The 23,649-nt window shown below is 35.1% G+C and carries 22 protein-coding genes and 1 pseudogene; 9 read left to right on the top strand and 14 right to left on the bottom strand.

The features are described 5' to 3' along the window. Positions 1–12: 12 nt before the first annotated feature. From MTQ00_RS12385 to MTQ00_RS12375, 3 genes are all read right to left on the bottom strand, one after another. Positions 13–309 carry a hypothetical protein gene (locus MTQ00_RS12385; protein WP_273649390.1) on the bottom strand — a complete coding sequence of 99 codons (297 nt, stop codon included), beginning with the start codon at positions 307–309 and terminating at the stop codon, positions 13–15. A gap of 89 nt (positions 310–398) precedes the next feature. Then, positions 399–851, bottom strand: coding sequence for a helix-turn-helix domain-containing protein (locus tag MTQ00_RS12380; RefSeq protein ID WP_273649388.1), 453 nt, complete (start codon positions 849–851; stop codon positions 399–401). Then, positions 806–1,264, bottom strand: a complete 459-nt coding sequence (locus MTQ00_RS12375) for a hypothetical protein (protein ID WP_273649387.1) — start codon at positions 1,262–1,264, stop codon at positions 806–808. The genes MTQ00_RS12380 and MTQ00_RS12375 overlap by 46 nt, the downstream gene beginning before the upstream one ends. 149 nt (positions 1,265–1,413) lie before the next feature. Here MTQ00_RS12375 and MTQ00_RS12370 point away from each other — a divergent pair, with 149 nt between their 5' ends. After that, positions 1,414–2,292, top strand: a complete 879-nt coding sequence (locus tag MTQ00_RS12370) for a carboxypeptidase-like regulatory domain-containing protein (RefSeq protein WP_273649385.1) — start codon at positions 1,414–1,416, stop codon at positions 2,290–2,292. Positions 2,293–2,428: 136 nt separating this feature from the next. Beyond that, complete coding sequence (locus MTQ00_RS12365; protein WP_273649383.1) at positions 2,429–2,797, top strand: alpha/beta fold hydrolase; 369 nt, start codon at positions 2,429–2,431, stop codon at positions 2,795–2,797. A gap of 266 nt (positions 2,798–3,063) precedes the next feature. Here MTQ00_RS12365 and MTQ00_RS12360 read toward each other — a convergent pair. Both MTQ00_RS12360 and MTQ00_RS12355 read right to left on the bottom strand, forming a co-directional pair. Then, a pseudogene (locus MTQ00_RS12360) lies at positions 3,064–3,567 on the bottom strand (glycoside hydrolase family 25 protein). Continuing rightward, on the bottom strand, positions 3,557–3,733 hold the full coding sequence (locus MTQ00_RS12355) for a hypothetical protein (protein WP_273649381.1): 177 nt from the start codon (positions 3,731–3,733) through the stop codon (positions 3,557–3,559). The pseudogene MTQ00_RS12360 and the gene MTQ00_RS12355 overlap by 11 nt, the downstream one beginning before the upstream one ends. Before the next feature lie 266 nt (positions 3,734–3,999). Between MTQ00_RS12355 and MTQ00_RS12350 the strand changes: the two genes are divergently transcribed. From MTQ00_RS12350 to deoC, 5 genes are all read left to right on the top strand, one after another. Beyond that, positions 4,000–5,262 (top strand): NAD(P)/FAD-dependent oxidoreductase, encoded by a 1,263-nt coding sequence (locus MTQ00_RS12350; RefSeq protein ID WP_273649379.1) that lies wholly within the window; start codon positions 4,000–4,002, stop codon positions 5,260–5,262. After that, a complete protein-coding gene (gene trmD / locus MTQ00_RS12345) occupies positions 5,259–5,930 on the top strand; it encodes a tRNA (guanosine(37)-N1)-methyltransferase TrmD (protein WP_273649377.1) in 672 nt (223 codons plus the stop codon). The genes MTQ00_RS12350 and trmD overlap by 4 nt, the downstream gene beginning before the upstream one ends. A 346-nt stretch (positions 5,931–6,276) precedes the next feature. Further along, positions 6,277–7,215: an endonuclease/exonuclease/phosphatase family protein gene (locus tag MTQ00_RS12340; RefSeq protein WP_273649376.1), complete on the top strand. Its 939-nt coding sequence runs from the start codon at positions 6,277–6,279 to the stop codon at positions 7,213–7,215. A gap of 31 nt (positions 7,216–7,246) precedes the next feature. Continuing rightward, the gene (locus MTQ00_RS12335) at positions 7,247–7,717 is read left to right on the top strand and encodes an Lrp/AsnC ligand binding domain-containing protein (RefSeq protein WP_172280401.1); all 471 of its coding nucleotides are present in this window, start codon (positions 7,247–7,249) and stop codon (positions 7,715–7,717) included. A 6-nt stretch (positions 7,718–7,723) separates the two neighbouring features. Then, the gene (gene deoC / locus MTQ00_RS12330; RefSeq protein ID WP_273649374.1) at positions 7,724–8,467 is read left to right on the top strand and encodes a deoxyribose-phosphate aldolase; all 744 of its coding nucleotides are present in this window, start codon (positions 7,724–7,726) and stop codon (positions 8,465–8,467) included. 57 nt (positions 8,468–8,524) lie between these two features. On the opposite strand, the gene dusB is transcribed toward deoC, so the two are convergent. Together dusB and MTQ00_RS12320 are read right to left on the bottom strand one after the other, a co-directional pair. After that, positions 8,525–9,520: a tRNA dihydrouridine synthase DusB gene (dusB, locus tag MTQ00_RS12325; RefSeq protein ID WP_273649371.1), complete on the bottom strand. Its 996-nt coding sequence runs from the start codon at positions 9,518–9,520 to the stop codon at positions 8,525–8,527. Between the two features lie 139 nt (positions 9,521–9,659). After that, on the bottom strand, positions 9,660–12,857 hold the full coding sequence (locus tag MTQ00_RS12320) for a hypothetical protein (RefSeq protein WP_273649370.1): 3,198 nt from the start codon (positions 12,855–12,857) through the stop codon (positions 9,660–9,662). A 179-nt stretch (positions 12,858–13,036) separates the two neighbouring features. Between MTQ00_RS12320 and MTQ00_RS12315 the strand changes: the two genes are divergently transcribed. Beyond that, on the top strand, positions 13,037–13,876 hold the full coding sequence (locus MTQ00_RS12315) for a T9SS type A sorting domain-containing protein (protein ID WP_273649368.1): 840 nt from the start codon (positions 13,037–13,039) through the stop codon (positions 13,874–13,876). 173 nt (positions 13,877–14,049) lie between these two features. After that, on the top strand, positions 14,050–14,820 hold the full coding sequence (locus tag MTQ00_RS12310; protein WP_273649366.1) for a carbohydrate binding domain-containing protein: 771 nt from the start codon (positions 14,050–14,052) through the stop codon (positions 14,818–14,820). Positions 14,821–14,894: 74 nt separating this feature from the next. Here MTQ00_RS12310 and MTQ00_RS12305 read toward each other — a convergent pair whose 3' ends face one another. The 7 genes from MTQ00_RS12305 to MTQ00_RS12275 form a co-directional block, all read right to left on the bottom strand. Next, positions 14,895–17,714: an aminopeptidase gene (locus MTQ00_RS12305; protein ID WP_273649365.1), complete on the bottom strand. Its 2,820-nt coding sequence runs from the start codon at positions 17,712–17,714 to the stop codon at positions 14,895–14,897. Between the two features lie 62 nt (positions 17,715–17,776). Continuing rightward, positions 17,777–19,144: an orotidine-5'-phosphate decarboxylase gene (pyrF, locus tag MTQ00_RS12300; protein ID WP_273649362.1), complete on the bottom strand. Its 1,368-nt coding sequence runs from the start codon at positions 19,142–19,144 to the stop codon at positions 17,777–17,779. Positions 19,145–19,267: 123 nt separating this feature from the next. Continuing rightward, a complete protein-coding gene (locus tag MTQ00_RS12295) occupies positions 19,268–19,615 on the bottom strand; it encodes a YkvA family protein (RefSeq protein WP_172280389.1) in 348 nt (115 codons plus the stop codon). An 83-nt stretch (positions 19,616–19,698) separates the two neighbouring features. Beyond that, positions 19,699–20,238, bottom strand: a complete 540-nt coding sequence (locus tag MTQ00_RS12290) for a TlpA family protein disulfide reductase (protein ID WP_273649360.1) — start codon at positions 20,236–20,238, stop codon at positions 19,699–19,701. Between the two features lie 38 nt (positions 20,239–20,276). Beyond that, positions 20,277–20,840: a thioredoxin family protein gene (locus MTQ00_RS12285; RefSeq protein ID WP_273649358.1), complete on the bottom strand. Its 564-nt coding sequence runs from the start codon at positions 20,838–20,840 to the stop codon at positions 20,277–20,279. Positions 20,841–20,857: 17 nt separating this feature from the next. Next, positions 20,858–21,928 carry a chorismate synthase gene (gene aroC, locus MTQ00_RS12280; RefSeq protein ID WP_273649356.1) on the bottom strand — a complete coding sequence of 357 codons (1,071 nt, stop codon included), beginning with the start codon at positions 21,926–21,928 and terminating at the stop codon, positions 20,858–20,860. Positions 21,929–21,973: 45 nt separating this feature from the next. After that, entirely contained in the window at positions 21,974–23,614 is a 1,641-nt protein-coding gene (locus tag MTQ00_RS12275; protein WP_273649355.1) for an LIC_10190 family membrane protein, read from the bottom strand. Positions 23,615–23,649: the final 35 nt, after the last annotated feature.

The following is a 23,649-nucleotide window of genomic DNA, read 5'->3' as shown; positions in this document are numbered from 1 at the left end:
AATCCCCGGCTGTCAGTTGGTTGATGAAGTGACATCCTGCAGCTTGGGTGTCATGTACATGGAAAAGGATATCAAAATTTCCTTTTCTTTATCAAAATGAAAAGGGGAATAGTTTCTGAAATCCCGGTCATTGATACGGAAGCCTACCGCATATGCAGGCTCAAAGTAAACATCTGAAAGGTCGGTTTCAAAAGTTATCTGTTTAAGATCATCTGAAATATAGGTAGCTTTTGTAACGGTACAGTCTTTAAATTTTGATGGTAATAGATTTTCAACAGCGTCGTTGATCCATTTTGGTAAACTAGACATAATGATATTTTATTGCAAAGGAAGCTGCAAATGACAAAAATATCAATGGCCATTTTATGGAATTGGTTGGACTATTCGTGGTTTACGAATTACTTTTTGCTTTTATCACGGAAAGATAATGGAGAGACTCCTTCCGATCTGGAAAAGAGACGTGAAAAGTAAGTGTGATCATTATATCCAAGCTGATAGGCTATTTCTTTAACCGTGCAATTGGTGAAAAACAATAATCTTTTAGCTTCTATCAAAACTTCCTGTTGAATCCAGTATGATGGAGATTTTCCTGTTGCCTTGCTGATTACCTCAGTTAAATATCCTGGTGAAATGTTCATGATTTCTGCATACCCAGATGCGCTTTTCTGTGTAATGAAATTTTTTCTTACCAGGATCCTGAATTGTCTGGCCAGCTCTAATGTTCTGTTTTCTTTTTGTTTTTTATGAGAGCTTTCATTCAGAAAGTGAGATGCAAACATTCCGGTATAAGCATTAAGCAAAGATTTTATGATAAAGAAATTTTCTTTGTGGCCATCATCTCTTTTGTGCATGATTCAAAAAGAACCTGAGCCAATTTGTTGAATTTTTCAGACTCGGAATTGCTTACAGGTAAAGGCATAATATCCACGAGATATTCTTCAAAAGCTGAGCGGACAAAGTCAGGAACCAGATCAACGTTTAAAGCAATGAACCATCCACAAGCATTATTCATAAGAAGCCCCTGATGGACCTGACCAGGTAAAACACAGTAAATATGTCCGTTTTTAGCCTCAATGATTTTAAAATCCACCATCATTTTTACATGTCCGGTTTGGAGAAATGTAAAGATATAATGACTATCCCTGTGGATTCCTTTATCTAAAAGATTATCCTCCGAACTGTTGATTCGGTCCGTGATTCTTTCCACAATAAAACCATGATCGGAGATCGTACTGAGATCGTAGGTGGGAATTGTCTGTCTCATGTTGAATTATAAAATCAAAGCTAATAAGGTCTTACTACGATAGCTTATCGTATTGCTTTTGAAAAATTTAACTAAACAAAGATAAAATTTAATAATATGTTATGAGCTTTTAATCCTGTAAATAAAGATTTTTGTGTCAAACCTTTACCATGAAAAAACTTAATTCCTCATTGTTCCTATTCTGTGTGGTGTTTGCTAATGCCCAGATAATTTCAGGAACTGTCCTTTCGAGAGACGAAAACCAGCCTATTCCATATGTTAAAATAGGAGTTGAAAAAGAAAATATAGGTGTAATTTCCGATGAGAAAGGTAATTTTACTATTGACCTTTCCAAGGTGAATACTTCAGGAAAGATAAGGATAGAAGTTCCGGGATATGATAGTTATACAGTAGGTTTTCAGGATTTTATAAAAAACAGTACACAAAAGATTTTTTTAAAGGAAAAAGTACAGCATATCCGGGAAGTGAAATTGTCCCCTAAAAAGTTAGTAGATAAAAACTGGGGTGTCAATACAAAGACGAAAAGTGTCATGTACTCTGTAAATCCACAATTTAAGAAGGAAGACTTTTTGGGTGAAACAGCATTGGAATTTAATGCAAACAAAAGATCAAAAATAAAGAATATCAACCTGAATATTGCAAGTTATGTTTCCGACAGGCCCGTGTTAATGCGTTACAGTATTTATAGTGAAAAGAATGGTTTTCCAGACAAGAACATCCTCAATGAAGAGATTACAGTAAAGCTTACAGAAGATATGATACAATCCGGAACATATACATTGAGTGTTGATGATCGTAATATTTGGGTACAGGGTAAATTTTTTATAGGAATTCAGTTTTTACAGGAGTTTAACGGTAAAGTGAATATCAGTGCAGCTCTCTTCAGAACAGGCTTCCTGAGGAAGTTTTACGGGGAATGGCAAAAAGTAACCTTAGCTGCTCCTGCGATAAATATCGATGTAAAAGTAGATAAAAACAGGAAAAAAATATGGAAGAACAATTGGAGGATGAGAGTCTTGCTGATCTGATTCCCGACCTTAGCAAATATGTTGGTGAGGCAGATCAATCAGGTTATGGTAAAAAATCAGGACATAGGTAAAATAGTTAAAGTGAAAAAATGCAGATTTATACTATGAGGTATATGGTGAAGGAGAACCACTGGTATTGCTGCATGGAAATTCGGGAAGTATTAAAGATTTTTATCAGCAGATTCCTGTTCTTTCCAAGCATTACAAAGTTATTGCTTTAGATACGAGAGGTCAGGGAAAAAGTACAGATTCATCGAAAAAAGATTTGACTTATTCGGGATTTGCCGATGACCTTAAAATGGTGATTGATCATTTAGGACTTGAAAAGATACATATAGCAGGCTGGAGTGATGGCGGGAATACAGCCCTGGAGTTTGTTCTGAAATACCCTGAACGGGTGAACAAATTAGTGATTATCGGAGCTAACATTCAGCCTGATGGTGTAGATAAGCGTCTTGTAGACCATATGAAAACAGAATTTCAGGTTTTAGAAATTGAAAAATAATCCTCAAAAGTTTAATCAGACCAGGATTTTAAAGATTATGCTCAAGGAACCTAACATCAGTACAGGATCTTTACATAAAATCCATAATCCCGTGTTGGTTATAGCGGGTGAAAAATGATGTGATAAAAAAAGACCATACCGAATTGATCGCCAGAGAAATTCCGAATGCAAAAACTAAGGATATACAAAAATGCAAACCCATTTTGTGCCGTTTGAAGAAGCTCAACAGCTGAATGAAGATATGATGAAGTTTTTTGGGGAAATAATTAATCCAATGTCATTCTTTTCAAAGACCAGGAACTACCATTGTACATATCCAGGTCAACTTTAGTATTGATTCCGTGGACGATTCCGTTTTCAGTAAATTGCCAGAAATCCCAAGCGTCATCAGGAGACGGAGTGGGTACATCATTATAATTTGCCAGCCACAGAGGATATCCGTCGAATTCACCTTTCAGAAAATCTTTATAATAATGGTAGTAAGTATAGATAATGGGTTTTGTACCATATGTCTCTTCTATGATTTTGCACCATACCTTAAGGTCTTCAACCAGTTTTTTTATTGGTTTTTCGTTTTGGAATTTTTTTCAATGTCCAGAATAGGAGGGAGGTCTCCGGTTTTCCAGCTTTACATTGTCAAGAAAGTTATTAGCCTGAATAATAGGGTCTTCATCTGCTCTGTAAAAGTGATATGCGCCTCTTATAAGCTCATGCTTTTTGGCCTGGGACCAGAATTCATCAAAATGTTTATCAGCATTTTTATTTCCCATGGTAGCCCTCATAACCACAAATTCCAACGGAATGGTTTTGTTTTCCAATGCTTAAACTATCCCATTTGATATCTTCTTTATTTTGATAATGGGAAATATCGAATCCGTATGTTTTATCGAGATTATCAGTGAGGATTTTTTGAATTCTCAGAGTTTTCCTTTTCATTATTATGAAGCTTTTTATGGGTAAAACTTATTAAAGTACAAAGCATAATAGTAACTGATGGATTGTTTAAGGTAAAAAACCTGTGCCAATAAGTGCTACGATAAGAATAGCCAATAAAATCTTTCGACGAAATAAATAGTTTTTCCGTCTTTTATTATGAATGTTTTTGGCCGCTTTTTTGGTGTACTTTTTTTTCGTCATAAAGTTTTGCAAAACTAACTTTTTAACAAGTAAAATGCTAAATAAAATCTGTAAATTTGTATACTATGGAAACACGCGAAAAGATCATCATCATCGGAGGAGGTTTTGCGGGGCTACAACTTGCGAAAACACTGAACAATAAAAATAAAAAAGTAATTGTTCTCGACAGGGTAAACCATCATATGTTTCAGCCGCTTTTTTATCAGGTAGCGTGTGGAAGGATTGAACCTTCCAATATTTCCTTTCCGTTCAGGAAAATTTTCCAGAGATCCAGAAATATTCAATTTCGTTTGACAGATGTTAAAGAGATCGATCCTTCTCAGAATAAAGTGATTACCGATGAAGCAGAGTTTCGTTATGATAAATTAATTATCGCAACCGGCTGTAAGACTAATTTCTTTGGGAATAAAGATCTGGAGGGTAAAGCTTTTGGAATGAAAAATACTCAGGAAGCGATTAGTATCAGAAATCATGTCTTAATGACTTTTGAGAAACTAATTCTTGAGAAAAGCAGAAGTGACGATGGAAACTGGAACATCGTTATTGTAGGTAGTGGTCCCACCGGTGTAGAACTGGCTGGAGCCTTTGCCGAAATGAAAAAAGAAATCCTGCCGAGGGATTATCCTTACATGAATTTTGACCAGCTTAAAATTATTCTGGTCAGTTCGACGGAAAAACCACTTGCCGTAATGAGTGACGAAGCTCAGAATAAATCTGAAAAATACCTTAAGGACCTGGGGGTAACTTTTCTAAGTGGAGAAGTTGTTACCGAATATAACGGAGATAAGGTAATGATGAAAAGTGGAAAAGAAATCCCTTCGAACAATGTGATCTGGGCTGCAGGTGTTACAGGAAATGTAGTAGAAGGATTTCCTGAAGAAAAATTAATCAGAAACAGATATATAGTAGATCGATATAACAGAGTTAAAGGATACGATAACATTTTTGCGATCGGAGATATTGCTTATATGGAAACGCCTAAATATCCGCATGGTCAACCTCAGGTTGCGAATGTAGCGATAAATCAGGCAAAAAATCTGGGTAAAAATCTTTTGAAAAGCAATGAAAGTGAGTGGAAAGAATACGAGTATAAAGATAAGGGTTCTTTGGCAACCATTGGAAAACATCGGGCAGTAGTAGATTTGCCATTTATTAAATTTCAGGGGTTCCTGGCATGGTATTTCTGGATGTTTTTACACTTAATGCTTATTTTAAGTGTAAGAAATAAGCTGGCGGTATTTTTTAATTGGATGTGGAGCTATTTTAATAAAGATTCGTCCCTGAGGCTCATTATCTCACCTACTAAGAAAAATGGAACATTACAATGAGAATTGATATTATAAGCGTACTTCCTGAGTTGATGGAAAGTCCATTTCAGACTTCTATTTTGAGAAGAGCAATGGAAAAAGGGTTAGTAGAAGTACATTTTCACCATCTGAGAGAATGGGCAATAAACAAGCACAGGCAAATCGATGATGAGCCTTATGGAGGAGGAGCCGGTATGGTAATGATGGTTGAGCCATTGGATAAATGCATCTCCCAACTTAAGTCAGAGAGAAGTTATGATGAGGTAATCTATCTTACCCCTGATGGGGTTACCCTTAATCAGAAAATTGCAAACTCCCTTTCTATAAAAAATAACCTGATTTTTATTTGCGGACATTATAAAGGAATCGATCAAAGAGTAAGAGATCTGCATGTTACCAAAGAGATTTCAATCGGAGATTATGTTCTAACCGGGGGAGAACTTGCGGCGTGTGTCTTGGCTGACTCTATCATCCGGCTGATTCCGGGAGTGCTTAACGATGAACAGAGTGCTTTAACGGATAGTTTTCAGGATGATCTTCTTTCACCTCCGATTTATACAAGACCGGAAAATTATAAAGGATTGGAGGTTCCTAAGGTTTTGTTAAGCGGGAATTTTAAGCAAATAGAAGAATGGAGACATGAAGAGGCCGTAAGAATAACAAAAGAGAAACGTCCTGACTTGCTATAATTTATTGATCATATTTTTAAATTTCGTCCTGTTTTTTTTCTTTTTTTGCAATTTCATATAAAAATGGAATAATAATTGCTATAGAAAGCAGAATAATAAAATAACAACTATTATGTTTTTATAGTTGTTTTTAATTAATATTAAGTATTATTTGCTGTTTTGATTTTGTTTTGTGCGATTTTAAAACGAATTTGTTAAAAGTTTTAATATATTATATTGATTTGATTAAACTGTTTGAAAAAAATTTCTTTTTAAGACAAAATCAAAACGAATATTTCGTAATTTAACCCGGGGAAAATTCGTAATTTCAAAATTAAAACTATTGATTGAATAGAAATATGTGTTGATGGAGCTTTTTACTTTTTATAATGTAGAAAATTTATTTTTACCGGACATAAAACCAATTCATAAATTAGATCCGACGAAATCGGGTTTGAGGAATTGGGATGAACGTAAATATAATAATAAGCTTTTCAAGATAGCAAATGTATTTCAATTGATCAAAGAAGAAAATGGAGTCTTACCATTTTTAATTGGTCTGTCCGAAGTTTCCGGAAGGAAAGTACTGGAAGATCTTGTGAAGATGGATCCTTTTCATTCTGAATTTGGAATTGTGCATTATAACTCCATGGATGAAAGAAAGGTAGATGTAGCTATGCTATATGATAAAAGCAAAATAGAAGTAATAGACTCGGAGGCTATTACATTCTTTTTTGAAATTAAAAATAAAAACACAGAATATTACGATACAACTAGAGATGTACTCTATTCAAAATTAAAATATAAAGGAGAGATTATTAATGTCTTTATCGCTCACCTTCCCTCAAAGAGAGAAAAAGATGTTAATAAGCCTAAGAGAGACTTTATATTAGCAGAAATTCGTAACAGAATTTTAAATATTGTGAATAGCAGCAATGAGCATGTTGTTTTGTGCGGCGATTTTAATGAAAATCCGGATGATGAAAATTTAACTAATATCCTTTATGATGATAATCATAATAAAATATTAGAAAATCCGTTTAATGAATTGTTTTCAACAGGAAATTTTTCTACTTTTCATTATAAATCTGGCTTATTGTTTGATCAGATTATATTGTCGAAGTCATTTTTCAATGATCAGAACAATATAGGATTGTCATTTCAAAGTGCCGAAATATTTAAATCTGAAAAGATAAGCAGCCGGAATAAACAATTTTCAGGTCGACCTTTCAGAACATATGCAGGTACGCGATATTTAGGTGGATATAGTGATCATTTTCCGGTTTTTGTAAAATTTAAAGAATAAAAAAAACATAAATAATAAAAAAAATTACAAGATGAAAAATTCAACAAATGCTAGCTATCATTTAGACTCAATCGACAAAGAAATTATCTACATGCTGATGGATAATGCTAAAACTTCTTTAGCCCATATCTCAAAACATGTAGGGATTTCGACAACTGCGGTGCACCAAAGAATCAAAAAGCTTGAGCACGCGGGAGTTATTGAGAATTCTATTTCATTTTTAAATCCAAAAAAAATAGGATATAAAGTTATTTCTTATATCGGAATCTTTTTGGATCAGCCTAGCCACTACCCAGATGTAGTAAAATCTTTAAAAGAAGTTAATGAAGTAGTAGAAGCTCATTACACCACAGGAAATTACACTATTTTCCTTAAAGTTCTTTGTAAAGACAACGACCATTTGATGCAGATCCTTAGTAAACTTCAAAAGTTAAAAGGTGTAACAAGAACCGAAACATTTATATCTCTGGAACAGGGAATAAGCAGACAACTGAAAGTATAATAAGTTATGAATATTGCCCAATATTTGGATTCAACATACCTGAAAACTCCTGCACAGTCCGGGATTTCAGAAAATGAAACTTTACAGAAAGATATAGATCTTACGCAGGAAGCTATTGATAATGGTATTTTTGCAGTGATGATCCGTCCGGATTATGTATCCGCGATCAAAAAATATATTCTGGAAAAGAACTCAAATGTTGTTGTTGGTACTGTGATTGGTTTCCACGAAGGAACGTATTCTGTGGAAGAAAAGATGGCAGAAGCAACAAAGGCAATTAATGACGGAGCCGACGAACTGGATTTTGTGATTAATTATAATGCTTATCTCAATGGAGATGTAGATTTAGTAAAAAAAGAATTTATACAATGTACTGCATTATGTGTACAACATCATAAAGTAGCAAAATGGATTATTGAAATTGCCGCTTTAACCAATGAACAAATTGCAGACCTTACTAAACATATCTCAGAATGGGCAGCAGAAAATTTTTCTGACCAGGACTTATCTTCCATTTTTGTAAAGTCTTCTACCGGTTTTTATGAAACTACAGATGGAAAGCCAAATGGGGCTACTTTCGAAGGTATCAGAATAATGCTTGATAACGCCGGCAGACTTCCTGTAAAAGCAGCTGGTGGAGTAAGAACACCTGAAGATGCGGAGAAAATGATCGGGATGGGAGTAAAGAGGATAGGAACTTCTTCAGCTCTATCTTTAATCAAAAATCAGTCAGCCTCTGAAGCTTACTAAAAAATAATTCAATTATAATTATAAAAAAAACCATCAGCATCTGATGGTTTTTTTATTTTATACTTTTTCCTGATATTCTTCGTAGAAATGTTGGGTTTCTTTGATCAGAGCATCCATCTCAGCAAGAGTGAATACTTCAAGGAATTTTTTTCTGAATTCTTTGAAATGAGGAACACCACGGAAATAGTTGCTGTAATGCTGTCTCATTTCTATCAGGCCTAATCTTTCACCTTTCCACTCCGCACTCCATTCCGCATGCTGACGAACCGCCAGTAGCCTATCTGAAATAGTGGGTTCAGGAAGATTTTCTCCGGTTCTAAAGAAATGTTTGATTTCATTAAAAATCCATGGATATCCTATAGCGGCACGGCCAATCATTACACCGTCACAAGCGTATTTTTGTTTGTATTCCAATGCTTTTTCCGGAGAGTCAATATCACCGTTTCCGAAAATAGGAATTTCAATATTAGGATTTTGTTTTATTCTTGAAATATGTTCCCAATCAGCTTCCCCTTTATACATCTGGGCTCTTGTTCTTGCGTGTATGGTTAAAGCTTTAATACCTGTTTCCTGTAAACGTTCTGCTACTTCATCAATATTAATAGAAGTACTGTCCCATCCTAAACGGGTCTTTACAGTTACAGGCAGGTGCGTAGAGCTTACAACAGCTTTTGTAAGACGAACCATCAGGTCTATATCTTTTAGTACTCCTGCTCCCGCTCCTTTGCAAACTACTTTTTTAACAGGGCATCCGAAATTGATATCTACCAAATCAGGATTTACTGTTTCCACAATTCTTGCAGACATGGCCATAGCCTCCTCATCACCTCCAAAAATCTGTATTCCGACTGGTCTCTCATAATCGAAAATATCAAGTTTTTTACGGCTCTTTATTGCATCACGAATTAAGCCCTCGGAAGAAATAAACTCCGAGTACATCATATCAGCTCCATGCATTTTGCACAAACGTCTGAATGGTGGATCACTCACGTCCTCCATAGGAGCCAGTAAAAGCGGAAATTCCGGCAGTTCTATGTTGCCTATTTTTATCATGGTGCAAATTTACGAAATTCTAAACTTTCATAAAGACTGATATTATCTATTGGTGTGAATGATGAGTTTGAGAACCCAATTGGATACAATAAGCGTCTTAAGATAGGAACAAAAAGAATTAAGCCTGGGACTTAAATTTTTAAAAGCTTGCTTTTACCTGCATGCTACCAATATGTATGGTACGGTCTCCGGAATTACGTCCTTCATAATTCAGGTTCAGCTGTAAGAATGAGTTGATTGCCTGCTGAATAAAGACACTCCAAACCTGATTTTTTCCAGGCTTAAGGCCGTCCAGCATCTGATTTCCTACAATACTGAAGTTGTTTCCGGTAAAGTTGTTGTTGATGAATGAGAAATTTCCTCTGATAGAGGTTTTTTTACGCTCCCATTGTATGGTTCCTGTAACGTCAAAAGCTTTTAGTAACTCCTCTCCGTCTATTCTCTGTTTCTGGCGGAAGGCGGAGGAAAGCTCAGCCTGTATGGCGTCTGTGAATTTATAGGTGGCTTTTGGCTTGGTTTCAAAGTTATTCAGTCTGTAATCCCTGGTTGCAAATAATTGTGAAGAATTTTTAATATCATGAACGGAATTTTCCCAATCGACCCTGAATTCTTTATTGAACCAATATCCTAAATTCAGGAAGTGGGAGGTCTGCTCCCGTTCTTCATTACTGAAATTGGCATTGATGAGATTATCATTCGAAATGAACCGGTAATTTCCATTCCAACCCGATTTTTCCGTAGGGTTAAACTGTACGGAAGCCAGGATATTTTGATTTTTTAGAATCTGGTCGCTGTTTTTTTCGAACGGATTGATGACCAGTACCTTATCTTTTTTATAAAAAGAGTTTTGAGAATTCAAGGAAATATTAAAATTCCACCGTTTTAAAAATGCATTTTCAGAATTAAGGACAATGGCCGGGTTAACAAACAACGCCAGCTGTAATTTATTCTTGTTGGATGGGATATACCGGACAGAATTGGTGTATACCCGGATGTACTTGGCCAGATCGGAATATTCGGCAATCTCAAATTCATCGAGCTGCTGGATGCCATCCCCATTGTAATCCGTCCATTTGTAAACTCCCTGTCCATCGGTTACTTTGATATATTGGAACTCTCTTTGTGCTTCCTGTCCGTTTCCGAGTTCATAGAATGCCTGTAAACGCATACCATTTCTGAAAAGCTGCTGATTATAAAGAATGTTCCCAACAACAAAATCATTGTTTCGACTTGTTTGCATATCCTGAATCTGATAGAAAAACTTCCTGTAATGCACTAACACATTTAAGGTTGTTTTTTCATTTTTGATCAGTTGACTTTCCGCCATGACTCCCAGGATATTATTCATATTCTGCAGCCTGTTGTCACGAACTGAATCATTATCTCTCATATATACTTTCGCAAGCAATTTTGTTCTTGTACTGTCACCAATCTTCTTTTGAAGAAAAAGCTCTTTCCAGCTGAAACTGGTGACATCCATCAGCTGAGAATCATTGTATTTTTTTTCGTTATGTTCCATACTTCCACCAAAGGCCCAGCTTCCTTTTTTTCCGGTATATTCTGTAGAAGCTCCCCCTCGTATGAACTTCGTGTCCTGGAGAATAGCATTGGTACTTAAGTAAGACAGATTTCCCTTTGTGAAAAACTTTCCTTTAATCCAGCCAAAATCAAGATCATTTTTAAAACCTTTGTATGAGTTTTGTTCATCCAGATAGTTAAGGCGATAATTTAAAGTTGATTTGTTATTCCACTTGTTAAGGAAGCTGAATATGAATCTGTTCTGCGTTTTCTGGCTGAATTCCTGAGCTAAGTTGAAATCTCTGGAAAATTCCACATCATTAATTCTATCAAGAATGTGAAATTGCTTATCTATATATTGATATTCAAAACTTGGTGTTCCTTTCCAGTTATTTTTGGTGAAAGTTTTATTCCCGTAAATCCGGCCTGCATAGCCTATATTCTGATCGGAATCCTTCGAAGAAAATAGATTGACATCGTAGTTACTTAAAGATATATCAGCGCCAATTTTACCCTCTTTAAGCAAAAACTCTGAATTGACAGAAAACACCTGCGATTTCTGGGGTGAAGGCAGTTTTCTTACTGCTCTGTAATCTCCTGAATTTGGTCCTGTATATTCAAAAACACGACCGTTATTTGTGGTCTGGGATAATTTATAATCTCCCAGATTAGGGCCAAAATAAGTAAATGATACCTGGTAAAGTGTTTCGGCAGAATTAGTGGAAAATTCATAATGGCTGACTCCTGAATTCTGAACCAATCGATATAGGATCTTATTAACATCATATTCTGTAATGACTCCTGACGGGGCATACATCAGATTAGGATCATTTCCGGCATTGGCCAGAATTTGCTCATCCTCTTTAGATAAATTCAGAGCAAGCGGTGCATTTTTATTATCGTTTTCCATGAACCAGCTTAAGCCTACCTTCATTTTCTCTCTACGGTGTTCCACTTTTCCTGTGAAAAGATATCTGGAATAGTTTCTGTTGGTGTAATTGTAAGAAATAGTAATAAAGTTCTGTTGGAAAATTGGTCGGAAACTGGTGAAAGTAACTTCACCGGTGTTGTAATTTATGATGTAATCCTGGTTTTCACCACGCTTCATTAATATTCCGTCAATAAATACCTGTTCAGATCCTGAAATCAGAGTAATGAACTGCTCTCCATTTTTTCCCGTTAAACGATAAGGGCCCTGGTTACCTTCAACCCCTTGAAAACGTACCCTGTGAAACTCACTTCGGGCCACACCCATTGAAACATCTACAAATGTTTTGTTTTCATTCCCAAATTCCGTCTGGAACTCAAGTCCCATGCTACGTCGCTGGTATTTTGCAAAATAATTCTTAGCTTCCACCAAATCCAGATGTCCCGCTCTAAGGATGGACTTATCCTTAATGTTCAGCTGCATGTAGATTTTATCGAACTCTTCGAGTGTTTGAGTATAACCATCGGCCTGGATGGGAAGGTTATGATCAGAAATACTCGCAAGGATGGTAACGTCTTTAGAAAGTCTTCCCGATATCTGAAGGTCCATTGAACTTTGTACAGATTGTCCCTGATTGTTTCCGAAGGTAATTCCCCGGATGATGGAACCTTTTGAGTTAAGCTCGCCTAAGAACCTTTTTTTGTCATTTTTGGCAAGTACGGCCTCATCTACAATTATTCTGTTTCTTGTTCTTACGAAATCCAGTGTGTCCTTTGAAAAAATATCCTGTTCAAGCCTTGCTGCTAAAATACTATCCTTTTTTATGGTGTCTTCGGGAATATTGGGGTTCTTCCATGAGAAAATCTGAGCATTTGTTACCAATGTGCCCATGAAAAGAAACAAGAATACAAGAATAAAATTCCGCAAATTTTCCAAAATAATTGGTAAAAATACTTAAAAAATGTTAAAGGTAGCCAGTTTAGCTTTATTAACAAAAAATCGCCATATTTATTGTTTTTCGTCAGAGAATACTCTTATATTTAAAATAGAAAATTATAAAAAATACAAAGATGAAAAAGATTTATTCTCTATTTGTTGCTTTGGCAACCACAACAGTTATGTCCGCACAATCTGTTATTACTCAATGGAATTTTGATGGAAATACAAATGCTGCCACCACAGGTTCGGGAACAGCAAGTGTTTTCGGAGTAAGTAATAATCCAACATTTGCCTCAGGGTCTCCGGGCAGAGCATGGAGTGTGAATGGGTTTCCTGGACAAGGCTCTGCATCGGGTACCGTGGGTTTTAAATTTGAAGTAGATACTTCAGGATATTCGGCAATCTCCGTATCTCTTAATATTGCGGGTTCCAATACGAGCTCAAAATATTTTCAAATGCAATACACAACCAATGGTACGGAATGGTTTAATGTAGGGAATGTAATTGAAATCGGACCTACATCATCCTCTAATTGGGTCAGCATGAATAATTCTATTCCGGCTGGAGCCAATAATAACACACAATTTGCGGTAAGGATTGTATCCGTGTTTGATCCTGCGAACAGCAGTACTTATACTGCGGTGGGTGCCTCATCAAATTATAGTACAAGCGGAGCCGCCAGGGTGGATAATGTAACCATATCCGGAACAGCATCCACTACTTTATCTGTTCTTGATGCCGGTAGTGAGAAATTTAGTTTTATAAAAAATACATTCATCAAAAATGAAGGTATTGTTTTCGGAACAAAAGTGAAGGATATCAAGATATTTAATATGTATGGACAGGTTATAAAAACAGCTAAGGTCAATAAAAATCAGACTTTGGATATTTCTGAGCTACAAAAAGGAAGTTATATTGTTACAGGTATCGTCAATAATCAACCGGTATCACAGAAAATTCTGAAAGATTAATTTTGATTTTTGAATGGAAAAACCACCGTTTAAAAAGCGGTGGTTTTTTTATAATAATAGCATATTGATTTAATATTCTTAATAGAAACTTAATCCATCCTTAATTTAGTCGCTTTAATTTAGGTGTAATTTTGTTGTAGAGATTAAAAAAACAAACATAAAAAAGAAAAATTATGAGAAAAATCTTTACAATTTTAAGCATTGCTACATCATTGATTTTTGCGAATGCACAAAATCTCGTACAAAATCCTGGTTTTGAAACAGGAACTTTAGCACCTTGGGCTGCTGGCTGGAATACGGTATATACAGCACCTAATATTACAGCAGATGCACACACCGGCTCTTTTGGAGCTAATTATGTACCAACAGCTACGACTGGTTTTTTTCAAAATGTTAATATTACAGCCGGAACGCAATATACACTTAGCTTTTGGTATAAAATAAGCGGCTCAGGTAATGGAGGAAGAATCTGGAGTAATTTTTTAGATGCTGGTGATAATCCGGTTAATCTTGTAACGGACGCTGCTAATGACCCATTGAGAAATAACAATCAATATTTACCTAAAAGTGCAGCCTGGCAACAAAAAGTAATCACATTTACGGCACCGGCCAATGTTAATAGATTACAGCTACATCTTCGTGCATACAGCAATTCAACCGTTAGCTTTGATGACTTTTCATTGACAACCGGAACATTGGCAACCGGCGAGGTTTCTGTATCTAAACACAGGCTTGTTAAAAATACTTTTATTCAGAATGATGGTATAACGTTTGGAGCTCAGTCTCGTGATGTGAAAATTTATAATATGTACGGACAGGTTGTAAAAACAGCTTCTGTAAAAGAAAATGAGGTTTTACATGTTTCAGAATTACAAAAAGGAAATTATATCGTAACGGGAATTGTGAACAATGAGCCTGTTTCGCAGAAAATTTTAAAAGATTAATTCTACTTTTCAGATATAAACACGGCCGCTTTTAAAGCGGCCGTTTTGTTTTTATAAAATTTTAGATTTTTTATTTAATACCATCCTCTTCTTGCGGCATTGATAATGGATCCGAGATTGAGAACTAAAGTATATCTGATTCGCCTTCCGTAATCTTTAAATGCGGGTTCAAATCCCAGCGAGGATTGGATTGGGAAATAAATTTCTAGAAAATCAGGAACTATTTTTAATTTAATTCCGCTATCCCAGATAAATTGGGTAGGGTTGTTCCTGTTCTTATAAATTCCTGCATCAGCATACAAATGGAATATCTTCCATACGCTGGTATCAACATTTAAAGAAGTAATCCATTGATTTACACTTCCGGGAATAAAAGATTTAAATCCTCCGTCAGCAAGAATAAACTGCTGTGAAAGAAAACCACTGTTGGCACTTTCCCCTAAAAGATTATATGAAAAAGAGTAATTGGAAACCCTGGAAATCCCATAATTAAAAGTATTATTTCTCGTGTCATTTCTCACGAAGTATCCTGCAAATAATCTTAGGCTGAGCTTTTGTTTAGGTGCAAATTCCCATCTGTAAAAGCCTTCGGCAGTTATTTTATTAAAGTCTTCCATTCCCTGGGTGCTGATGCTGAGACTTTTTTCATGGATCATCTGGTTATCCGTATATCCATATCCGATACTCCACAGATTATACTTGTCATAGTCATTATTAGCTATCATAAGAGGGCTCAGGTCTCTCTCGAAATAATTATATGACATGCTTATTCCTCTGCTTACCGTACTTCTCGGATTCTTTCTAAAACTGATATTGGAAAAAACAGAGCCTTTCCTGTAAGCAAGATTATAATCATAATGGTAATATGCTCCGGATACTCCGAAGGTTAAACTGCGGATAATACTTTCTGCAGGAAGAAAAGAATATGAAACGGCACCTGAACCCGTTAATTTTCCGGTTCCTGTACTGTACGTAGGCGTAATAGAATAAAGGAATTTCTGATCAAAAAAAGATTGGTTTTTGAAATTAAATCCTAAAAGAAATTTATCATAAGTATTATTGAAACGTATTCTTGGACTGATGTAGATTTCATTAAACTCAGGATTAGGAATATCCTTTATAAGTTTAAGTTTTATTTTTTTTGCATTTGAGAATAAGCCTTTGGAGTAAAGGAAGTTGTCTCTGTAATTCGACTCCGGAAAGATATAATCATTATTTAAAGTGATCTTGTATATATCTAATGCGGGAATGGAAACCGTTTTTGTCATTTCCTCACCGTCGGTCTCTACCCAGTATTCTTTTTTTTCATCCTCTCTCGTTTTTGTTTCTAATTTAACAGGAATAGGAGCAGAGGTATTTTTATTGATTTTAATATGCAGTGAATCGTCTTGTTTCTTCAATTTCTGAAGCTTAAAGTTAACCCTGTTTTTTTGTTTTAAAAAGTCGGTTAAGTAAGCGGTCCTGTTATCTTTTTCTGCGAGTTCTCTGAGGAAATCTTTAGGATCAATTTGCTTGTCTGTATTTTTAGCTATGTAGTTCTGCAACAGGGTATTGAAGTTTTCATATCCCATTTTATCAGCTGAATAGTTGAATAAGCTTCCTGTTTCAAAGCTACTTATAGCCATTACATTGAAATTACTAAGCACAGTAAACTTTTCTCCGATTTTCTGATCCAGATTCTGAGACATAATATATTGGTAGGTAAGGCCGTAGCGATCAATTAATTTCAAATTAGAGGCATGAAATAATTTTAATGGTCTGATTCCAAATATTTTCGATTCAGGTAGCTTTCCCAGCAGCTTTGTTTCGCCATAGAATTTTTTGATGTATTGAATTTCTATATAGGATTTCAATCCATTCTTAAACCAGTGATTATCCTGTTTATCTGTAATAATACTTTCGTCAAGAACTTTTTTGGTGATAATTCCCAGATAATCGAGATCTGCCTTTTCTGCATCTGTAAATAATTGAAACCGGAATTTCCAGAAACTAATATCATTATTACCAAAAAAATCTTCATTCGCTCTGAACTTTTCAGAAATAAAAAGTCTTGATGGAAGATAACCGATCTGTTCCTTTATAAATTTTAAATGCAGCGGAAGATAGAATTCTAAATTTTCCTTTTCCTGGGGTGTTAGAGGATATCCAAACCGTACTTCTGTGCTTATATCTCCTGTATTTACATTAATGAAAGGGTATTCGTCCTGGGAAATGATAAACTCGGGATCTGAATCCAGATAACCTTTGAATAAATTGGATTGATCCTGGTGAAGATTACTTTCAATAAAAGATTGGGTAGGAAGGTCAAATTGGACGGTCCAGTAGGTATTGAAACTTACGGACTCTTCGATATCATGGTAATATCTTCCTAAAATATTGTCCGGATCAAAATGATCCGGAACAATAAAGAAATATTTTAAAGCTATATTTCGATCAGCTGTACCGTATCCAGTAAATTTTTTATCCGGAAGCTGTATCTGATACTGCAGTTTTAGTCTTATGCTTTTCCCCGGTTGAAGAGGTGCATTTAAAGGAATAAAAAGATTTTCCGCACTTAAATTATTTACAGGAGTAGCCTCATCATCAGGTCCTTTTATGCTAAATTGTAAAAGTTTCCCCAGTTGTTCAGGCTTTGCGAAATGAAGATCAGTATTACGGTCTTCCAGTTTTCTGTAAACAAGTGAAGTTCCTCTTTTTTGATAAGCAGAAACCCAGTTTAAAAGTTTAACGGTACTTAAATCTTTTTCAGAATTATTGTAATAAACAATTTCCTGATTTATATCCAACGTTTTTTTATCTGAAGATAATTTCGCTTCAATAGAAATGCTGTCTTTTTGCGCAGAAACCTGCACAATTCCCAAAAACAAAATAAGACAAATACTGATCTTTCTCAATGTGGTGATAAAGCATCAAATATAACTCATTTTGTATAGACTTATAAATTTTTATTCTCGAATTAACCTTTTTTTAAAGAACTTATATAAGCTTTCCAGCCTTCGTTTTTATAAGTTAATGCGGCAGCTTCAGGATTTTCAGATTTATAAATTCCTCTTCCTACGATTATAAAATCAGTATTCAGGCTTTTAAAAACATGTTCAGGAGTATTGTACTGTTGTCCTTTTCCATCTCCCGAATCTGAAAGATTTACTCCCGGAGTGAATAACAATAATTCTTCAGGAATTGGGTTTTGAGAAACTCCTCCGATTACATTAGGATGGGATAGAGATACTTTAAGAGCTTCTTCACGGTAGCTATTCGTTGTTAACGTTCCTTTTGAAGACATTCCTATAATTGCGACAACACCTACATTCTTAAAGCAGTCAAGAGATTCAAAACCACCGATAACCTGTGACGTTACAAAATCTGCCCAGTCGGTAATTTTAAAAACTCCACTCGTGAATTGTAATTCCTGTGTGTTTCCAATATCGGCAAATTTTCTATCTTCCATGAGTAAGAATTTATGCTTTTCGGCTAATTCTTTTAACGGAGTAATTGTTTTTTCAAATTCGAAATCTGAGATGATGTCGATATGTGTTTTGAGAGCAATAATATGAGGTCCTACTTTTTCAGCAAATTCCAGTAACTCTTTGGTTGTGGTAACATCTGCTGAAGCGATAAGGTTCGATTCTTTACTGATGGCTAGTTCTAATAATTTTTTAGAAACAGAATGTTGAGCGGATTTTAATTTCTGCTCATAAGAAGCTCTGATTTTTTCTTCAAATTGGATGTGGTTTCCTAAAAGGAAATCCTGGATCCTTTTTACTTCTTCATCTGATAATTCTCCTGTTTCCTGAAGAATAGTACATACTTCTGAAATATTAAATAGGGTATGAACTCTGAATCCTTTACTTTCCAAAAGCTGCTTTCCTCCCTGTTCCCTGTCAAGAACTACAACGATATCTGCTACTTTTAGATCTTCCTGTTCTACTTCAGCAATGGTTTCTAATAAAGATTTTCCGGAAGTGATCACATCTTCTACCAATAAACAGTTTTGTCCTTTCTGATAAATTCCTTCGATCATTTTCTTGGTCCCGTAATCTTTAGCCTCCTTTCTTTTAATGATAAGTGGAATGTAACTTTCCAGAGACATGGCTGTAGCCATAGGAAGAGCGGCATAAGGAACTCCACAAATAAGGTCAAAATTATCCAGAGGAAGCATTTCCAATAAATAATTTGCAAGATTTTTCAAAATTTTAGGATCAGAAGCCAAAGGTCTCAGATCTACGTAGAACGGACTTTCAATACCGCTTTTTAAAGTGAACCTCCCAAATTTAATGATACCTAGCTTGTAGCACTCTAAAAAGAACTCTTTTTTACTTTCCATTATTTTTTATTAGATGTTGCAAATTTAAGGATTTGTAATAAGGCTCAAAAATTTATCCCTAAATTATAAATAAAAAGCCATCCCAAATTTTTGGAATGGCTTCAAATAATATATTTGCGTCAATTATTTTATAATTTGAGCATCGATTATCTTAGTATTACCTGTATTTAGTTTTTGTTCAGCTTCCCAAAGTAAAAACTTGTCCACTTCTTTGATTAGTTTAGGGATCACTAAGTATAAAACAGCCAGATCATCTAGGACTCCCAAAACAGGAACAGCTACTTCTGGAATTAAGTCGATTGGAGAAATGATATATAAAATCCCTAACATCGGTAAAATAATATCAATGGATTTCATAGGATAAATTCCTTTTCTCCAATATTTAACCATTCTGAAAATGTCAGGTATTTTTTTGACAAAGCCCTTATGGTTGATGGCTTCTTTAGCCAGGTTTAATTTAGAATATTTCATTTTGTGTTTGGTTTAAATAAATTCTTGACTTTACAAAATTCGCAAATTCTATACCAAATAATTATAAAAATTCGTTAAAAGATTTATTTAATAATATTGTCAATGAACTGATGTACAGACTCTGTATTCCAATCTCTGTACGCGTCTTCTTTGATCAGGATCCTTCCCGATTTATCCAGTAAAAATGTTGTCGGGAATGCTTTTGGTAACAGCTTTTCTGAAATCGGACTTTGGGCAATATAAACAGGGACCGTATAATTATTTTCCTGAAGGAATTTCCTTACTGCATATTCTTCATCTTTCATAGCAATCAGTACAAAGTCTACATTCCCTTTTCTGGTGTCGTAAAGCTTTTGAATGGTTGGCCATTCTTTTCTGCATGGCGGGCACCAGGTTCCCCAGAAATTTAGAAAGATAGGCTTATCTTTAAAGTTCTTCAGATTTGTACTTGGAACGTTAATCCCCTGTAAATCGATATCATAATCTTCCTTACTTACAGTTACTGCATTTTCTATAGTAGCAACAGGAAAGAACTGGTCCTTCACAAAATTTCTTACTCCTGGAATAAAAGCAATAATTCCTATAATAATGATAAGTACAAGATATGGTATATTTTTTTTCATCTGCTATTTTTTATTGTCATTTCTGACGCATACATTTATTACAATAACTCCAGTATTTCCTGAACAGCATCCTTACCTCTGTTTTTAGCATAGTAAATTTGCAGATCATTATAAAACTGATCTTTAGGATAAGCCTCCGGATCTGCCTTATATTTCATTAACAATTCTTTGCCGTACTGAGGTCGGGGTCCCCATGAGTTCTTTACCGTAAAATCATCATTCAGGATGATAACTTTAGGAATAGACTCTGTTCCATTCGTTAGAAACTGATTAATTAAACTTTTATCACTGTCTCTCAGGAAAATTCTTACCTCATTATGACCCTCAAAAAATTTAACAAGTGCCGGTACCGTAGAGCTGGCGTCACCACACCATACTTCTGAAATAATCAGAATTTTCCCGTTAAAATTCTTAGATTTTAATTCGTTAACCTGGTTTTCGTCAAGGATATATTTTTTTAGGGTTCTGTCCATCCTTTGAAGCCCCAGTTCATAATATTGTTTATAATCGATGTCATGTTGGTTGTCGGGAGTTTCAAGTCTTTGTCTTCCAATATGAACATATTCTTCAAAATTGATTGCTTTATCCCAATAATCTTTCATGGTGTATATTATTGTGTTTAAAAGTTATTTAGATTTCTTGTTTTGTTGATCAAAAATAAGTCGGCTAATACAAATGCGGCTAAACTTTCAACTACGGGAACCGCTCTTGGAACGACACATGGATCATGTCTTCCTTTTCCTTCAACAACAACAGGATTTCCATCTTTGTCTATGCTGTCCTGTGGTCTTAATATGGTGGCTACAGGTTTGAAAGCTACTCTGAAATAAATATCCATACCATTGGAAATACCACCTTGTATTCCCCCAGAAAGATTAGATTTTGTAGTAAAATCGGGATTAAAGGCATCATTATGTTCTTTACCGGTCATCTTAGCCCCACAAAAACCACTTCCATATTCAAAGCCTTTACAGGCATTGATATTCAGCATTGCCTTTGCAAGTTCAGCCTGCAATTTGGAAAAAATAGGTTCTCCAATTCCTACAGGAACGTTTTTTATAACACAGGTGATGGTTCCCCCGATGGTATTTCCTTCTTTTTTAATTTCTTTAATTCGGGCAATCATTTTTTCAGCTGTCTCAGTATCAGGACAACGTACATCATTGCTTTCTGTTTTGGAAAAATCCAAATCCTGATAAGGCTTCTCACAGAAGATGTCACCTACGGAAGAAACATAAGCATTGATATCGATATCTGATAAGAGCTGTTTTGCAAGCGCTCCGGCTACAACCCAGTTGATTGTTTCCCGGGCAGATGATTTTCCACCTCCGCGGTAATCCCTGATCCCAAACTTCTGATCATATGTAAAATCTGCATGACTTGGACGGTATGCATTAGCAATATGATCATAATCTTTTGATTTCTGATTTTCATTTTCGATGATAAAACCAATGGGAGTACCTGTGGTTTTTCCTTCAAATATTCCGGAAAGAAATTTTACCGTATCACTTTCCTTTCGCTGAGTAACGATAGCAGACTGGCCAGGCTTGCGACGATCCAGTTCATATTGAACCTGATCGAGATCAACTGTTAAACCTGCCGGAAAGTTATTGATTATTCCACCATAAGCCACACCGTGACTTTCTCCAAATGTTGTAAGACTGAGAAGATTACCTAAAGTATTGAACATAGCACAAATTTACGGCTTTTTATTAATATAATAATGCCTTTGTGTTTAGTTCTGTTTATTGTTGTTAATGATAATATTGATAACCCGCATTGCTTCTTTTTTCTCCTTCATATTCATCGTTTTCCATACAAAGCCTTCCCTGATATTATTTTTATTGATGGGTTGCGGAAAGATGTTTGCGTTAGCATTATCAATAATATAACTAATGGTCATAGAAGGAAGTGGAGTGCCAAAACTATAAGGATAGTTTTCAGGAACATTAAAGATAAGATTTCCGATTCTGAAAGACCTGAACGGGGTATATTGATATACAGAGGGTTGGTAAATCTGTTTTTTTTCAAACTTACCCATGAAACGGGCCATTTTGTAGCTTGGAATATGCGTTGCAATCAATGATGGAAATAAGAAAAAGAATATAACACAAGCGCCCGCTATTAAAAATATGGCTATTGATTTACTTCTGTTAATATAATGAGATAATAAAATAAAGGCTACAATAAAGAAAACATCAATGAAGAACCGGTACTGTGCAGAGAATAAAAGAACAAGGATTGTCTTGATAATTATTGAAATGGTGATAATATTAATAACTCTGTTTTTCTTTCGAACAGAATACAATATCAAAAGAAGAAGAGTCACTATAAATAAAATATTGATCTTTGCTTTAATGCCTTTTAAAAAGAGCCAGTTTTTAATATAATCTATTGAAGAAAACTTTTGAATTTCTTCAAAAGTGTATTGCATGTCATAGGTTTTCTGAATGGCAAACTGAGATGATCTTTTAAGTATTTCAGGGTTGGTTTTCCAGGATATTCCCAGGTCAACAAAAGCAATAGGAAAAACAGGATATCCAAATGTCCAGATATTTTTTACGAAAAACAAAATAAGTATTACAATTCCCAAAAAAATATTCTTTACAGACGATTTGATAATAAAGACTGAATAAAGCAAACTAAGAACGGGAAGCCATATCATGGTTGGCTTTATTGTGAAAATAAAAACAGAGAGTGCGAAAAGGAGAGTTGATTTTTTATTTTCTGATAAAATTTCATTTAAAATAATCAGCGAAAAAATAATAACCGGCAGATCCGGGCTTGGGGACTGAGAGAAGAGAAGCATAACCGGAAGAAAACCAAGTTGAATCCAGGATTTTTTTTCAATGATATAAAATGCATAAATGATTAATATAATGACGTTGATCCGTAGAAAAGGATCAGAAAAGTTAGAAAACCCTGCCTGGAATATATGCCATACCGACATTTGCCCTAATGTAAGGTCTAGATTAGAGATTCCTTTAACAAGGCCGTATTCCGTGAGCCATTTTATAGAGGGTACATAATAGCCGAAGTGATCCAGAATATAAGGATAATAAGAACCACAAAAAAGAATGATCGACACGATGGCAGTCAGCAGAATCATGTCTTTTTTTGAAAACCCATAATATTCCAGATAGAGTTTATTTTTAAAAAAAAAGAACAAACCTATTGCAATCGTGGTTATTTCTACGTTGATATTGAGCGGAATGAAAAATGCGATTAAGGTCCATATAACACTTATGATAAATATTCCCGAAAAAGCTTTTCCTGAAATACCTGAAAATAAAGTTCCTGAAAGCATATCCATAATTTTTCCCCATCCCAGAAGGGTGGAGATAATAATTACAGAGGAAAACAGCATTAGAATCATAAAAAAAGATTGCTTAAAAATAAGCAATCTTTTAT

Source organism: Chryseobacterium sp. B21-037, assembly GCF_028570785.1.
Taxonomy (GTDB): domain Bacteria; phylum Bacteroidota; class Bacteroidia; order Flavobacteriales; family Weeksellaceae; genus Chryseobacterium; species Chryseobacterium proteolyticum.
The sequence above is the reverse complement of the archived record's forward strand: the minus strand, read 5'-3'. Positions and strand labels throughout refer to the sequence as shown.

Bases quoted from the DNA above. Each gene is read 5' to 3' on its own strand.
- MTQ00_RS12295 (WP_172280389.1), bottom strand. From the start codon at position 19,615: ATGAAATATTCTAAATTAAACCTGGCTAAAGAAGCCATCAACCATAAG.
- MTQ00_RS12385 (WP_273649390.1), bottom strand. From the start codon at position 309: ATGTCTAGTTTACCAAAATGGATCAACGACGCTGTTGAAAATCTATTA.
- MTQ00_RS12310 (WP_273649366.1), top strand. From the start codon at position 14,050: ATGAGAAAAATCTTTACAATTTTAAGCATTGCTACATCATTGATTTTT.
- MTQ00_RS12290 (WP_273649360.1), bottom strand. From the start codon at position 20,238: ATGAAAAAAAATATACCATATCTTGTACTTATCATTATTATAGGAATT.
- trmD (WP_273649377.1), top strand. From the start codon at position 5,259: ATGAGAATTGATATTATAAGCGTACTTCCTGAGTTGATGGAAAGTCCA.
- MTQ00_RS12375 (WP_273649387.1), bottom strand. From the start codon at position 1,264: ATGAGACAGACAATTCCCACCTACGATCTCAGTACGATCTCCGATCAT.
- MTQ00_RS12380 (WP_273649388.1), bottom strand. From the start codon at position 851: ATGCACAAAAGAGATGATGGCCACAAAGAAAATTTCTTTATCATAAAA.
- MTQ00_RS12355 (WP_273649381.1), bottom strand. From the start codon at position 3,733: ATGAAAAGGAAAACTCTGAGAATTCAAAAAATCCTCACTGATAATCTC.
- deoC (WP_273649374.1), top strand. From the start codon at position 7,724: ATGAATATTGCCCAATATTTGGATTCAACATACCTGAAAACTCCTGCA.
- aroC (WP_273649356.1), bottom strand. From the start codon at position 21,928: ATGTTCAATACTTTAGGTAATCTTCTCAGTCTTACAACATTTGGAGAA.
- pyrF (WP_273649362.1), bottom strand. From the start codon at position 19,144: ATGGAAAGTAAAAAAGAGTTCTTTTTAGAGTGCTACAAGCTAGGTATC.
- MTQ00_RS12320 (WP_273649370.1), bottom strand. From the start codon at position 12,857: ATGGGCACATTGGTAACAAATGCTCAGATTTTCTCATGGAAGAACCCC.
- MTQ00_RS12285 (WP_273649358.1), bottom strand. From the start codon at position 20,840: ATGAAAGATTATTGGGATAAAGCAATCAATTTTGAAGAATATGTTCAT.
- MTQ00_RS12350 (WP_273649379.1), top strand. From the start codon at position 4,000: ATGGAAACACGCGAAAAGATCATCATCATCGGAGGAGGTTTTGCGGGG.
- MTQ00_RS12315 (WP_273649368.1), top strand. From the start codon at position 13,037: ATGAAAAAGATTTATTCTCTATTTGTTGCTTTGGCAACCACAACAGTT.
- MTQ00_RS12335 (WP_172280401.1), top strand. From the start codon at position 7,247: ATGAAAAATTCAACAAATGCTAGCTATCATTTAGACTCAATCGACAAA.
- MTQ00_RS12340 (WP_273649376.1), top strand. From the start codon at position 6,277: ATGGAGCTTTTTACTTTTTATAATGTAGAAAATTTATTTTTACCGGAC.
- MTQ00_RS12275 (WP_273649355.1), bottom strand. From the start codon at position 23,614: ATGATTCTAATGCTGTTTTCCTCTGTAATTATTATCTCCACCCTTCTG.
- dusB (WP_273649371.1), bottom strand. From the start codon at position 9,520: ATGATAAAAATAGGCAACATAGAACTGCCGGAATTTCCGCTTTTACTG.
- MTQ00_RS12370 (WP_273649385.1), top strand. From the start codon at position 1,414: ATGAAAAAACTTAATTCCTCATTGTTCCTATTCTGTGTGGTGTTTGCT.